Origin of the sequence: Erythrobacter sp. Alg231-14 (assembly GCF_900149685.1) — a bacterium.
GTDB lineage: Bacteria > Pseudomonadota > Alphaproteobacteria > Sphingomonadales > Sphingomonadaceae > Erythrobacter.
In genome coordinates, this window is the sequence record NZ_LT702999.1 from 2,765,908 (window position 1) to 2,780,257 (window position 14,350).

Here is a 14,350-nt window from a genome sequence, read left to right on the forward strand (position 1 = left end):
GCGCGTTACGATAGAAAAGCTTTACGGGTCGCTACTCTAGCGCGCGTTCGCTTCCGAATACGATCGTTGGACGAAGAGAATTGGGCAGGCGCGCAGGGGCGCGTTGCCGGTCTCGCGATGGGCATTTGGCCGTGCCCTCTCTGGGCGGATGCTGACACTGACAGCTTACGCTGGTCGCGGTATCATTGGCCCGTGCAAATGCGCGCGCATCAAACACAAGCGATTCCAAAGCCGAAGCCTGCGCCGGCGCGTGAAGCGCAGCGAGCCCGGTGAAAAGCGCAAAGAGAGTGATTAATTGACGACGCATATTGGGAAAGTCGGTTACGCTATTTTGGCCTAGACGTCTACCGGCTTTCCCACCGCCAACAAAGCCGCAATTGCAGCGCGGCGTTAACCGCATTACGGGGCACTGATATGGAACTCACTCAATCCCCCCTTGCCTGCCCATTTCCCGATATGCCTACGATCGCCGGCGTAGAATTGCGCGTGGCGCGGGCCCACTACAAAGAATGGGATCGCGCCGATTTGACCTTTATCAAGGTTGATGCAGACACCAGCGTGGCGGGCGTATTCACGCAAAGCGCCTGTGCATCGACCGAAGTCGAAATGGGCCGCGAACAAGTGAAGCGCGGGACGGCGCGCGCTTTGATCGTGAATGCAGGCAATTCCAACGCCTTCACCGGGTATCGCGGGCGCGAAGCGGTTGAAGAGATCATGGCGCAAGTTGGTGACGCGTTGAATTGTGATCCATACGACGTTCTGGTGTCATCGACCGGGGTGATCGGCGTCCCCCTACCCAAGGATAAGGCCCGCGCAGGCGTCGCCGCCGCGTTGAGCGCCGATCTATGCGGATGGGAAGACGCAGCGGACGCCATCGCCACAACCGACACATTTGCGAAGGGCGCGCATTGCGCCGCAATGATTGGGGACACCCGCGTCGAATTATGCGGGATCATCAAGGGGTCCGGCATGATCGCCCCCGATATGGCCACCATGCTGGGCTATATTTTCACCGATGCGCGGGTCGCACCCGATTTCTTGCAAGAATTGCTGTCACAAGCGAACTTGCAAACCTTTAGCTGCATCACCGTTGATGGCGACACCTCGACCAGCGACACCGTCCTGGCCTTTGCCACCGGGAAAGCGGATCATGCGACGATTACCGGTTGGGACAGCCCCGGCGCGGATGCCTTTGCTGCGGCGCTGACTGACATCACCCGGCAACTGGCGCAATTGGTCGTGCGCGATGGCGAAGGGGCGACAAAATTCATTGCGATCAGAGTGTCGGGCGCGGTCGACAATGGCAGCGCGCGCCGCGTGGGATTGGCCGTGGCCAACTCACCCTTGGTCAAAACCGCTATCGCTGGAGCCGATGCAAATTGGGGCCGCGTTGTGATGGCCGTGGGCAAAGCGGGCGAACCGGCGGATCGGGACAAGCTGTCCATCGCTTTTGGCGGCGTCTGGGCCGCGCGCAATGGCGTTCCAGTCGAAGACTACGACGAAGCCCCCGTGGCCCAACATTTACAGGGGGACGACATCGATTTGGCCGTGGATATGGGCATGGGCGACGGACAATCGACCGTGTGGACATGCGACCTGACCCACGGATACATCTCCATCAATGCGGATTACAGATCATGAGTGAGCTTAGTGCGTTAGACGCCGAAATCCGGGACTTGATGCGCTTTGCCGCGCGCGGTTCGATGTTGCCGCGTTTTCAGGCGCTGGCCGACGACGAGATCGAGATGAAGGGCGTCGATGATCCCGTCACCGTGGTCGATCGCGAAGTCGAAGCGTTCTTAACCGAAGCCTTGACCAAACTGTCTCCCGGCGTTGCCATCGTTGGCGAAGAGGCGGTGGCCGAAGACAAATCCGTCCTTGATCACTTGTCTGAGCAATGCTGGATCATAGACCCGCTTGATGGGACAGCGAATTTCACTGAAGGCAAAGAACCGTTCGGGATCATCATCGCCCTTGCCGACGGGGGAAAGGCGGTTGCGGGATGGATGTATGACCCAATCACCGATCGTTTGTGCCACACAAAGGCCGGCGAAGGCGCGTTTGTGAATGGCGAACGGATCACCGCGAAAACCACGGGCCAGACGCCCCCAATCACCGCGATCGCCAGAACGTTCTTAACCGAAGAGCAAAATGCAATGGTGGATGCCAAAATTGCACCGCATTACAGCTTGGTCGACATTCCGCGCTGTGCGGCGGAACAATATCCGCGTTTGGCATTGGGAATAAACGACGTGTCGAGTTTTAAGCGGACATTGGCATGGGATCACGCCGCTGGCGTTCTGTGGCTGAACGAAGCGGGCGGGAAAGCGGCGCGTTTGGACGGCAGCGAATATCGTGTCGACGAACACGGCCTGCCCGGCCTTGTCGGCGCATCTTGTCCAAAAATCTGGGATGAATTTGTCGCACGCGTCCTAAAATAGGCGGCGCGGGGGAAATTGTGATAGCTGCGCTGCGTCTTCACCATCGAAGACCTATCAAGAGGAGGCTATCATGGCTCATAAAACCAACGACCTCACCGAGCTCCCCTGCTTTCGAGCGTACATCTAAACGCCGTAGGGGCTATCCATCCGAAACGCATGTAAAGCGCGGTTTGCGATTTGTTGGCGGGGATAAAGAGCTGATCGAAAAGCTCGGCCGGAACGATCCGTGCCCCTGTCATTCGGGGAAGAGCTTTCAAGAAATGTTGCCTCAAATCAGGCCGCTTTCGATGGATCGGAACGGCACGATTATTGGCGATAAGAAAAAGGGGCGCCGATCACCGGCGCCCCCAATTCATTAGATTTCGCTTTCGAGCCATTCCTTAAGCTCGCTTTTCGGGGCCATGCCCAATTTGCGCGAAACCGGCTCGCCGTTCTTGAAAAGAACCATCAATGGAATGGATTGAACACCCATATCCGCTGGCACGCCGGTGTTTTCCATGATGTCCATTTTCGCAATTGTGACGGCTTCGCCCAATTCTTCGCTGATCTCTTCAAGCGCCGGTGCAAGGCGTTTGCATGGTCCGCACCATTCGGCCCAAAAATCGACCAAAACGGGTTTGTCGCTTTCCAGTACGTCGGTTTTGAAATTCTCATCGGTGACGTTGACAGTGGCCATGACGGCTTCTCCTTAAATGTCGTTGCAACAGACTTAGGGTGCGCAAGCGCCGCACTCAATACGCTGTGATGGTTTCGGGCGAATAGGAATCCTGCGCCGCGCCCAAACGATCCTTTTGTGCCTCTAATGTAACGTCCGAAAGCGCAATGATTTGCGGCGTTTGCGTGTACAAGACGGCAGCATGGATCGCGCGACCGGGATAGATCACCTCAAGCGCGGCAACATAGGCCGCCATCTGACGCACCGTCGCGTTGGGCACGCGATCCACGCGCATTGGCGGGCGGCGCGTGGTTTTAAAATCGATAACGGTCACTGCGTCCTTTGTGACCAACAATCGGTCCGCCATGCCGGCCACCACAACACCGCCAATCGTCGCCGCCAACGGCACCTCTGCCAATGCATCGGGAGAGAATATCGCGGCGAATTGCGGATCGTCTAAGACCGCGATGGCGCTGTCGATCATCTCATCGCGCACCGGACCGTCCAGATCGCGGGCATGACGCTCCATCCACGCGCCTGCCACTTCGCGCCAGTCCGTCACAGGCAAATCGGGTAAACGTTCCAACAATCGGTGGATCAAGGTCCCGCGCCGCGCGGCAATCGCCGCCGCATCGGGCGCCAGGGGTGGATCGGGGCCGCGCTCTTCGCCCGCATTGCTAGGCGCGAGGGGTTTGGGTGGACGCGGTTCATCGCCAATTGGCGCGGTTGCCCAATGGGGCAAAGCCTGCGCCGGGGGCATCGCCATCGCTGTGTCATCAACGACCAAGGGATCGGCCCGCACACCCCATTCACGCCGAGTGCCCCAAATCGGATCTTCCATCGGCGGACCATCAAAAATGGGTTCTAGATGCGCGTACCAACTGTCTTCGGGTGGACCTTTGTCGGCGTATCTCCGGCCAAGCGATCCGCCGATAAACAAGGCTTCTTCTGCGCGGGTCATCGCCACATACAACAACCGCCAATGTTCCTGCATTTGGGCAATATTGGCATGGTCATCGGCGGCTTTCACCGGGCCAACCTTTTCGTCCTTCGACAGCGAAGGCAACGGCACTGGACTTGCGTCCGCAGCCTGATCTCCAACGGGATCATCAGCCAGTTCAAGCGATCCACCCTGTCCGGTTTCTCCCGTCGCATCGGCTAGGATTACGATGGGTGCCTGCAGGCCTTTCGAACCGTGCACTGTCATCACGCGCACTTGGCCTGTTGCCTCATCCGCATCGCGTTTCAATTCACCGTCGCCAGCGTCAAACCATTCGATGAAGCCTGCCAGGCTCGGCGTGTGGGCGCTCTGATACGAAAACGCTGCATTGACCAATTCATCAATCGGATCGTTCGCCTCTCGCCCCAATCGCGCGATCAATTCGCGGCGCGCATGCCAAGGGCCGGTCAACAACCACGCCAACACATCTTGCGGCGTGTCAAAATCCGCACGGCGCAGCAACGCACCCAATTTTTCCACCGACTGCACAACCATCGGATCGCTGCTTTTGCGGATATGTTCCCACAATCGCACCTTTTTCGGGCGCGGGACATGGGCAAGCAAGTCGTCCTGAGACCAGCCCATCAATGGGGACGACAATAAGTTCGCAAGGCTAAGATCATCGAGAGGCTGCGCCGCAAATCGCAACGCCGCCATCAAATCCTTCACCGCGAGCGGCGCACCCAAGCGGAGCCGATCGACGCCAGCCACCGCCACACCTTTTGCGTGCAGTTTGGCTACAATTTGCGCGGCCAAGTCTTTACGTTTGCGCACCAACACCATGATGTCGCCCGCGCGTGCGTGGCGCTTTTCGCCCTTTTCTAGGACGTATGGCTCTTCGTCGCTGACCCAGCGGCGCACTTGTTCGGCAATCTTTTCGGCCAATTGGGTGTCGTGCGCGGGCAACCAATCGCGTGTTTGATCAACATCGTCATCATCCGGTTTGCCGGTGACCGGATCCCACATTGCGACAAGACCTGCGCGATCCGCGCCCACATGCTCCGCTGGCGCTTTGGTAAGGCCGAATGCCTCAAAACCGATCCCCTCAATCGTGCGATTGACGAAATCGAGTACGGGCAAAGCGGTGCGGAAGGATCGGCCCAGATCCAAATCGTTCCATGTCGGCAATCGGCGATCTTCGCGCAATTCATGGGCGTGGGATTTGGCGGCTTCGATGCGGGCGTGGACTTTGTCCTTTGCCTTCGCAAAGTTTTCAGGGCTGGTCCCCTGAAAACCAAAGATCGCCTGTTTGTAATCGCCCACCGTGAACAATGTCCGCACGACATCGCCCCGCGCGCCCTCCCCGCTGAAGAAATCGTCGATCAAGGCAAAGACGATGTCCCATTGCGATGCGTTGGTGTCCTGCGCTTCATCAATGAGGACGTGATCAAAACTGCGATCGAGTTTGTAGCGGATCCAGTCGGCCGCCTGTGTCGTGCCCAGCAAATGGGCTGCTTTGCGAATGAGATCGTCAAAATCGAGCCATCCCTCGCGCGCTTTCGCCGCCTCCCATCGCAACGCAAAGGCGCACCCAATTTCAAGCGCCGGCGTGACAAATTCGGCCAAGGCCAACAAAGCCCGACGTTCGGAAACCATCGCGATCGCTTGAGCAATGTCGTCTTGCCATTGGCTTAAGCGCGGTTGGGCCTTGGCCGGTTTGGCCATGGCGCGCGGAGTGCCGTCTTTCTTTAAGATCGTGTCGAAGAAGACGTCGATGTTGGCGATCCGTTGATTCAGGTCCATCGACAGCCAGCGCGGGATAAACTCGGCTGTTTGCTCGCCTGTTTTTGTGCCCCATTCCTGCATCAGGGGCAGCATCGCGCGCATGGCATCATCGGGGAACACATCTGTGTCCAAACCCGCATTGACCCATGCTTCGTCGGCGTCGCTGGGCATGTCCAACAATCGTAAGACACGTCCACGCATTGGCGGTTGCCAAGCGTTGGCCCCTTCCCACAAATCCGCAGCGCCCGCGCATCGCATCAACCAATATCGCAGGGCATCGGGATCCTTCACCAGCGCAAAATTTTCAACGGCGGCAACAATTGTGGGGTCATAATCCCGCTGAGTTTCGTCCAACATTTCGGACAAGACTTCGCGCGCCAACAATTCCTTTTCGCGGTCCTCCATCGGACGGGCACCGGGGGGCAAATCCGCTTCTTCGGGGAAATTGGCCAAGAGCCATTGGGAAAAGGCGTGGATCGTATCGATGCGCAGCCCGCCACCGGGGCAATCGATCACGCTAGCGAATAAAGTGCGCGCGCGCTCCTGTGTTGCGGGGTCGATGTCCGCACCCAGATGCGACAATTCAACCGCCAAACGCCCCGGTTCCAACCGAACCCATCGCGCCAAAACCGCGTTGATACGGTTGGCCATTTCCGCGGCCCCTGCCTTTGTGAAAGTTAGACAAAGGATCTGACTTGGGTCCACGCCCGGGGTTAGCAACAAACGTAGAACGCGAGCCGACAACACCTGAGTTTTGCCGGTGCCTGCCGACGCCGAAAGCCACACATTGTCGCGCGGATTGGCGGCATCCAATTGATTGTCTTGCAGGGGAAAGACCGCGCCGCTCATCTTACATCCCCCGGTTCAGACAATCGGATCACCCATTCTTCCAACCGCATCAATTGATCGTAGTCGGAATAGCCGGGGTAATCTGGGTTTTCCTTGGCCGTGAACGGTGCGTCGCCCAACAAATAGGTGCCAATTGCCTTGTTCAAGAAATCCTCATGACAGGGTAGGAATTCTTCCGGCGTTAGACCAGACCGCTTGCGGCCGGTTTTTAACGGTTCATCTTGATAGGCAAATTCGCCGCTTTTCTTGGCCAATGACCAATATTCAAACTTGGTCGCGTCGCCCGTGATGATTTGGTCATCATCGTTGAACCCACCATCGCGCGCAATCAGGCCAAGCAAACCCATTTGCAAGGCGTAGCCGGCCTCAACCTGAGCGGCGCTGGGCGAGCCGCCTGTTTTGTAGTCGACAATTGCCAACGTTCCATCTTCATGCCGATCGATCCGGTCCGCGCGGCCACGCACGGTGATCCCGTTGACAACCATGCTGCCTTTGCTTTCGGTTGAAAGGACGATGCGACCATCGGCGGCGGCTTCGTCCACCCATTGTTCAAACCGTTCCATCGCCGCCAAAATACGCGGTTGCCACAAGCCTTTGAAAAGCGGGTGGACCCGAGCATCTTCGAATTTTCGAGCGGCAAATGGGATAAGCGCTAAATCCGGTTCGGCTCTGCGCGCCTTGTGCCACGCATCAAGGATTTCGTGCACCAATGTGCCGCGCAACGCTGGATCACCAAAGGGATCCGCTGCGAGCGGGTCCATCTTACTCAGGCCCAAAATCTCTTGAGCGTAGAATTGATACGGATCACCCAAAAGCCGATCGAGCGCGGTGACTTTGATATCAACCTTGCGTTGATCCGGATTGGGTCGCGGCGTTGGACGGGGATATTCAGGAGCAGGTGGCGGCGCGCGGTCTAGCGCGGGTAGCATCGACGGAATTCGTTTCTCCCGATGATCTTCCGCCATCTCACCCAACAACGCTTCGACCCTTAGTAAAAAGCGCGATGGCAAGGTCGGTCCTTCTGAATCACGCTGGGCGCGACTCAACACGACTTCGGGTGCGCCCAATGCGCCGCACAAATCATGCGCAGATAGCCCGATCCGAAATTCGGCGCCCGGGACGCCCAGTGCCCGCAAAACGCCCGGCGCCAACAACGCATCGGCACCGGGAAGTTGTGGCCAAGACCCTTCGTTTAAACCGCCGCATACAACCAAATCAGCGCGAGCCATGCGCGATTCCAACAATCCATAGATCGCAACGCGCGGGTGTCCCCCATAAGGCGGACGCACCGCGATTTCCTCCATCGCATCACGCATGATCCCGGCCAGATCATCGGTGGCAATGCGCGTCTCCAATGCGCGCGCATGCAATCGCAGGTCTTCGACCATGGCCGACAATGCCCGACCATCCTCTCGCGCCCACGCGGCCTCTCCGGCTAAAGCTTCTGCCGCGACCACCACTTTATCGATCGCATCGGCTAGCAAGATATCGGGCGAAGCATCCAAGACCGGTGACAAAACAGCCGCGACTTCTTCCCACCATTCTCCAATTCCGGCTTTGCGGGCGATCTCCCGCAAGGGTTCCAATCCAGGCGCCGGCGTGGGGCCGCGCAAGGCGCGATCAAACGCCCGCAAAGATTGCAGCCACACGCGCCGCTCGTCCGGGTCGCCCGATCGCACCAATGGATGCGCCAGCGTGCCGATGAGCTGCGCCGGATTTGCTCCGTGCGATGCCAATTCCGCGACCAAGCCAAACAACCGCCCGGCAGGCGTCAACGCCAAGGATCGACCCGCAGAATCGTCCGCATCCACATTCCAACGCGCCAAATGTTGGGCAACCCGGCGGGCCAGCGAACGGTCTGCCGTGATGACAGCCACTCGTTTCTCTTGCTCCTCCAACGCCTCACGGACCAGCATCGCTATCCCTTGTGCTTCCTCTTCGCTGGTTGCGCTGGTCATCAAACGCACGCCGGTTAGGCGGCGTTTGTCTCTATCCAAAGTGATCCACGATTTGCTCGCCTGTGGGGGCAGGAATAGCGAGCTAATGGCGTGACTGCGGGCGGGTTCTGCTGCTGTGGTCCCTTTGCGATGCCATGGTCGGACCTCGGCCCGCGCAACGCCCATCCTCTGAAGCAGCAATTTGAGGTGATATTGCGGATGGGTCAGCGCGTCCTTGCCGCCAAAGACATCACCGCCCGGCTCATCTGACGCGCCCGCTTGGCCCAATTCATCCCAAGCCTCATCGGACAAGGCCAGATCGAGATCGGGCAAAACAACCGCGCCATTGGGCAGTCCCGCAATCGCGCGCAACATCCGCGCCAAGGCCGGCGATGCGCTGGTCACACCGGCAGCGATAATGGGGGATAGAGGCGGCGTTTCGCGCCATTTGCGCGCCGCACGGTCGAACAACATGTTGCGCCGTGTCGCTGCGTCCACCGCGCCCAATTCGTCCAACCGCACCCGCCATCGCGCCTGAACTCGGGCGAACAACCGTAGCGAATTTTGCCAATGGCCGGACAAATCACCCAACAGATCAAGCACCGCGTCGCCGGTCAGATCTTCGGGCGCTTTTTCTTCGACCAAAAGCCGATCCATCGTCCGCGCCACATCGCGCGCCAACCGCAACCGCGCGGCCCCGGGCAGCGGCGTTTCCTTTAGATCGGCGCGTTCTTGGCGGATGAGTTCGGCGATCTCCAACCAACGTTGTGTTGGTTCCACAGCAGGTGGAATATCGCGCGCACCCAAGGGATCGAGCAACGCCCCTAACGCTTCATCAAGGTCGAGATCACCAACCGCAACCATGCGAGGCATCAACATTCCGGCTGTGCCTGTGTCGCCGGCATGACGAATGAACGCTTCGGTCATGGTGCGCGCTGCGCGGCTGCTGGGCACCAACATCGTTAGCCGCGCTAGACCAAATTCAGCATCACCGTAGCGCGGCACAATCCCCGCGACCAACGCATCGGCAAAACCGCGATGAGCCGCGATCGAATAGACCGTGGGCTGTTGCCCTTCACCCACGTTTTAGCGCGTCTTCGGTGGGCCGAATTGCTTCGGGAGTGCCCACTTCGAACCATTGCCCCGTGAATGAAACGCCAAACAAGCGCCCCTCTTCGATCGCGCGGTTCCAAAGGATGTTGGTCGAAAATTTGCCATCAGGGGCATCGCGCAACAAACGGTGCGATACCAATTGAATGCCTGTGTAGATAAATGGAGCGATCCGTTCCGGTCGACGGCGCGATAAGCGCCCTTCGGGGTCCATGTAAAAATCGCCCAAGCCATTAAAATTCGCGGCGCGCGCATGGCCGACCAGCAACAACAACGCATCCATCTTTTCTGGATCCCACCGGTTCGAAAGATCATGAAACGCGTCGCGCGGGCCATCAAGCCAGATGTTGTCGGCGTTTAGACAAAAGAATGGATCGGGCAAATGCGATTGCGCGTTGACCATGCCGCCACCCGTTTCCAACAATTGATCCCGCTCATCGGAAATCACCACTTTGGGTTGAACACGGTTTCGAACATGCGCCTCAAGCGCATCGGCAAGGTAATGCACATTGATAACAGCGTTTGCCACGCCGGCATCTTCCAACCGATTGAGAGCGTGATCAATCAAGGGTCTTCCTGCGACGCGGACCATCGGCTTGGGCGTTGAGGCGGTGAGAGGGCGCATTCTTTTGCCCATCCCGGCTGCCATGATCATGGCCGTGTCGCTCGCCAAACCCGGTTTGGTCATGCCACTTTGCCCCCATGGGCCTTGCGCAGTTCGGGAGGAATATTGGCATCAAACCACCGTGCAACAGGAGCCATTCCCGGGTGCGCCAAATCGCGCTCCATCGCCTCCCAAACTCGCGGGATCAGGTCGAGGTAACGCGGTTTTCCATCACGCTTATAAAGCCGCGTGAAAATGCCCACGATCTTCGCGTTGCGTTGCGCACCAAGCCGCGCATAATCCGCTTCAAATTGATCGCCGGCTTCGCCAGACAAACCGCATTGCCCCCGGTAAAAGTCGAGCATGTCGCGTTCCAACTGAGTTGAAACTTCGCGGCGCGCATCCTGAAGCAGCGAGACAAGATCGTAGGCCGGGTGACCAACCAATGCATCTTGGAAATCGATCAAGCCCTGCGCGCCTGTTCCTGCCGCTTCGCCGTCCTTTTCGGGCGACAGCATCATGATATTTTCGGCGTGATAATCGCGTAAGACGGTAACGCCCGGATTTTTCGCGTCGATCAACGGCGTCAACGCTTCGGTCCAAGCGGCATAGAAGCCATTATCATCCACGCTAAGGTTCATTGCCGGGCAGTACCATTCCACCAACAATCCGACTTCGCGCAGATACACATCCATATCATAGGGCGCGAAGGGCCCCGGATCGGTCCGCGATAACGTGCTAAGCACATCGACCGCGGTCTTGTAGGCGCCAATCTCTCCGGATGGGTTGGCCTCAATCCATTCGCGCATGCGATCATCGCCAAAATCTTCGGTTAGGACCCAACCTTGCGCGGGTTTTTCATGATAGATTTGCGGCGCGCGAAAACCGTTGTCGTTCAACCATGCGCCGACTTCCAAGAACGGTTGCGGATCTTCCTCCGGCGGCGGAGCGTACATCAACATTGCGCGAGCCGGCGTGCTGCCGTCATCACGGCGAATGCGGAAATATCGCCGAAATGACGCATCACCGGGAATGGGGTCTATGGCGGCCCCGCCCCACCCTGCGTCGGTTAGGAATTCTTCAAGGCCTTTGGGGAGTTCGTTCATGACCACCGCTCTAGCCAATCCGCACCCGCCCGAGCAATCGCAATCCGACCGCCATCCGCATCTTTAGTGGCAGGCTCTATTGCAATGGTCAGGCACGCGGTTTCATAGCCAAATCCGCCCGCATGATCGGGCCACTCCGCAATCAAGGCGGCACCGTCGCGGTAATCATCTAGGCCGATTTCCTCGACCTCGCTCGGATCGTTCAACCGATAAAAATCGGCATGGACTATCGGCAAACGCAAAGGCGGCGTATCATAGGTTTCTACGATCGTGAAGGTGGGCGAAGGAACCTCCCCCGTATACCCCAATGCTGCGATAATCGCGCGCGCTAACGTCGTTTTGCCCGCGCCCAATCCCCCTTCTAACGCGACGACATCGCCCGGGCGTAAGGAGGAAGCAATCCGAGCGCCGAATGCCTCCATCGCGCGAAGATCGGGCAAAATGTGACGCGTTTCTAAAGCGGCAGGAGAATCGGTCATGGCAGTGTGATGGCCGCGACCGTTCCGACGCCCTTCTCGCTCGCAATTTCCAAGGTTCCGCCGTGCGCGTCTACCAATTGCCGAGCCAAGCGAATGCCCAAACCTGACCCCTGACCTTGCGCATCGACATCGCGATCGGCCGCGTTCAAATTGCCTTCTGCGCGGGCTAATTCATCGGGGGTCATGCCGTTGCCATTGTCGGTTATGATGATCATCGCGCCCCATGCATCGCCTTTCGCAGGCTTGGGAATTTCGATCACAATCTTGCCGTTTTCGGGGGTCGCTTGGATCGCATTGTCCAATAGGTTTCCAACCGCACGGGCCAATTGACGCGGATCGGCATCCGCCATGCGTCCACGTTTCCCTTTGAGATCAAGGCCCAATCCGGCGTTGATAATCAACTGCTCCCGATCTCGCACCAATCCGGTAAGGAAAGGGAGTAGGTCGATCTCTTCTTTGTCGATGGGCAACAATCCGGCCTCACTTTGAGACAGGTCGAGCACATTTTCCACTTGTTCGGTCAATCGCGCGACCGAGGTTAGGATCGCATCGACATATTCGGATGCCTGTTCGTTCACTTCGCCAGCTGCGCCGCTTTTCAACAATTCGGCAAAGCCGCCAATCGTCGTTAACGGCGTTCGGAATTCATACGACATATTGGCAAGGAACCGCGCCTTGACCGCGTCCGCTTCCTCCAATGCGACCGCCCGATCTCTCAATGCCTTTTCGGCCTTTTGCGAATCCGTAATGTCCAACACAGTCAGCAATCCGTTGCCATCCGGCAGCGGCACCCCGGCAAATCGCAATGTGCGGCCATCGGCCAAAACCACCTGACCTTGTTTCTCACGCCGATCCAATGTGGCCGCGCGCACAACACCGCCAATTTGTTCGGAATGCCCCGGCTTGGCGAGGTTTTGCGCAATCGCTTCCAACAACCCTTCGACGCTGGGATGGGTGTCGAGGAATTCCGGTGGCAGCCCCCATGTCGCGGCGAAACTCCGGTTCCACAATTGGACCGAACCATCAGGGGCAAAAATGGCGAGCGCTTCGATTAGGCTGTCCAAAGTGGCCGTGCGCGTGCGCAGCAATGTATCGCGCGTTGCAGACAGCGCCAATTGCTCGGTCCGGTCTTCTGCAAACATGACAAGCCCGCCATCGGGCATAGGCTGCGCCACAATTCTAAGATGCGTGCCGCCCGACAAGGGCCAATTTTCTTCCTGAGTTTCCGCGCTGTCGAACCATGCGCGATGTTCGCGCCGCCATTCGGGAAAATCCCGAACTTCCGGCGTGCTGCCGTTTTCACGAGCTTCGGCTAGGAACCGATCGAACGCCAATCGTGCGCCCACGGTTTCGTTGGTCAATCCAAATTGGCGCCGGAACGGCCGGTTCGCAAAGGTCAATTGTTCTTGAGCGTTGAATTGGGCAACGCCGATGGACAATTGATCCAACATCGCCCGCTGTGCATCGCGGAACGCTTTGAACTCTCGCGTAACCTGTTGTTGTTCCTCAATATCGATCGCGTAGCCGGCCACTCCATCTTGGCCAAGCGGTAGGTCGGTCACTCGCAAACTGCGCCGTTCGCCATCAATTGTGACGGCGTCGATGCGCTGCGATTCCACCTGCTTCTCTAAACAGTCACGCGCGATGTCCGCGGGGGTTTTGCCGCCATCAGGTTCCAGCAATTCAACCTGCTCGGCGACCACTTTTTGCAGGCTTTCTGCGCCCACGGCCTCAACATAGGCTTGATTGACCAACCTCAATCGCATGTCGGCATCGCGGAACCACATCGGCATGGGCGCCGCTTCGATTAGGCCGATCAACGCGGAAAAATCCGCCTCTGCCCGCCCGGCCGTATCGCGCAATTGCGACAATTCGTCTTCGCTGGCTGTGAAATCGAACACCCAAACGATCGCTGCACCGCCCGGTGACACTTGAGGATCGGCCAAGGCCCCCTGCAAAGACAGGCTCCGTTTCGCGCCCGGCGGGGTAAGAACCATTTGAAACGGGGCGGCGCTTTTCTGAGTTAGCGCGATCTTCTCTGTCAGATCGGCGGTTTGCGCGGCCGACAATCCCGTACCGTTCTCACCGCTCAATTCGCTTAAGAAAGTCGGCATCGTATCAAGGCCAAGCCACCGCGCCAGCCGCTCTGGCGCTTCGATCCGGCCATCCACCCGAACCAGCAAAGGGATCGCCGGTGCGACGTCCAACATTTGCTGCATTCGCTTAAGCGATTTTTGAAGCGCCTTGGTCCGCCGGGTCTTTGCACCGGCCCGCAACATCGCGATCACAGCCGCAATGGTCCACCCAGCAAGAAGCAGCGCAATCGCAATCAGGGCAAGCGGCGAAAATTCCATAAGAACCAGCTATGCCGGAGATGCGAAGCTTGCAACCGCATAAGAGGGCGAAAGCCCCCACAACATCGTTTAGTTGTGGGGGCAATCGGA

The 14,350-nt window shown here is 58.3% G+C and carries 11 protein-coding genes; 3 read left to right on the forward strand and 8 right to left on the reverse strand.

Translation table 11 applies throughout. The features are described 5' to 3' along the window. Window positions 1–31: 31 nt before the first annotated feature. On the reverse strand, window positions 32–307 hold the full coding sequence (locus tag BQ8290_RS13280) for a hypothetical protein (protein ID WP_108791072.1): 276 nt from the start codon (window positions 305–307) through the stop codon (window positions 32–34). Window positions 308–414: 107 nt separating this feature from the next. On the opposite strand from BQ8290_RS13280, the gene argJ reads away from it, so the two are divergent. The 3 genes from argJ to BQ8290_RS15285 are packed head-to-tail and all read left to right on the forward strand — an operon-like array spanning window position 415 to window position 2,800. After that, window positions 415–1,641, forward strand: coding sequence for a bifunctional glutamate N-acetyltransferase/amino-acid acetyltransferase ArgJ (gene argJ, locus BQ8290_RS13285; RefSeq protein WP_108791075.1), 1,227 nt, complete (start codon window positions 415–417; stop codon window positions 1,639–1,641). Then, on the forward strand, window positions 1,638–2,441 hold the full coding sequence (locus tag BQ8290_RS13290) for an inositol monophosphatase family protein (protein ID WP_108791076.1): 804 nt from the start codon (window positions 1,638–1,640) through the stop codon (window positions 2,439–2,441). Before argJ ends, BQ8290_RS13290 begins: the two co-directional genes overlap by 4 nt. A 17-nt stretch (window positions 2,442–2,458) precedes the next feature. Further along, window positions 2,459–2,800 carry an SEC-C metal-binding domain-containing protein gene (locus tag BQ8290_RS15285; RefSeq protein ID WP_443112325.1) on the forward strand — a complete coding sequence of 114 codons (342 nt, stop codon included), beginning with the start codon at window positions 2,459–2,461 and terminating at the stop codon, window positions 2,798–2,800. Here BQ8290_RS15285 and trxA read toward each other — a convergent pair. The 7 genes from trxA to BQ8290_RS13330 are packed head-to-tail and all read right to left on the reverse strand — an operon-like array spanning window position 2,797 to window position 14,260. Then, the gene (gene trxA, locus BQ8290_RS13300) at window positions 2,797–3,117 is read right to left on the reverse strand and encodes a thioredoxin (protein WP_108791078.1); all 321 of its coding nucleotides are present in this window, start codon (window positions 3,115–3,117) and stop codon (window positions 2,797–2,799) included. The genes BQ8290_RS15285 and trxA overlap by 4 nt on opposite strands. A gap of 55 nt (window positions 3,118–3,172) precedes the next feature. Continuing rightward, window positions 3,173–6,670, reverse strand: a complete 3,498-nt coding sequence (addA, locus tag BQ8290_RS13305; protein ID WP_108791080.1) for a double-strand break repair helicase AddA — start codon at window positions 6,668–6,670, stop codon at window positions 3,173–3,175. Next, window positions 6,667–9,690 carry a double-strand break repair protein AddB gene (gene addB, locus BQ8290_RS13310; RefSeq protein ID WP_108791082.1) on the reverse strand — a complete coding sequence of 1,008 codons (3,024 nt, stop codon included), beginning with the start codon at window positions 9,688–9,690 and terminating at the stop codon, window positions 6,667–6,669. Before addB ends, addA begins: the two co-directional genes overlap by 4 nt. After that, window positions 9,683–10,405 carry a sugar phosphate nucleotidyltransferase gene (locus tag BQ8290_RS13315; protein WP_108791084.1) on the reverse strand — a complete coding sequence of 241 codons (723 nt, stop codon included), beginning with the start codon at window positions 10,403–10,405 and terminating at the stop codon, window positions 9,683–9,685. Before BQ8290_RS13315 ends, addB begins: the two co-directional genes overlap by 8 nt. Beyond that, the gene (locus BQ8290_RS13320) at window positions 10,402–11,427 is read right to left on the reverse strand and encodes a phosphotransferase (protein WP_108791086.1); all 1,026 of its coding nucleotides are present in this window, start codon (window positions 11,425–11,427) and stop codon (window positions 10,402–10,404) included. Before BQ8290_RS13320 ends, BQ8290_RS13315 begins: the two co-directional genes overlap by 4 nt. Next, window positions 11,424–11,906 (reverse strand): tRNA (adenosine(37)-N6)-threonylcarbamoyltransferase complex ATPase subunit type 1 TsaE, encoded by a 483-nt coding sequence (gene tsaE / locus BQ8290_RS13325; protein ID WP_108791088.1) that lies wholly within the window; start codon window positions 11,904–11,906, stop codon window positions 11,424–11,426. Before tsaE ends, BQ8290_RS13320 begins: the two co-directional genes overlap by 4 nt. Then, entirely contained in the window at window positions 11,903–14,260 is a 2,358-nt protein-coding gene (locus BQ8290_RS13330) for a PAS-domain containing protein (RefSeq protein WP_108791090.1), read from the reverse strand. The genes tsaE and BQ8290_RS13330 overlap by 4 nt, the downstream gene beginning before the upstream one ends. Between the last annotated feature and the right edge of the window lie 90 nt (window positions 14,261–14,350).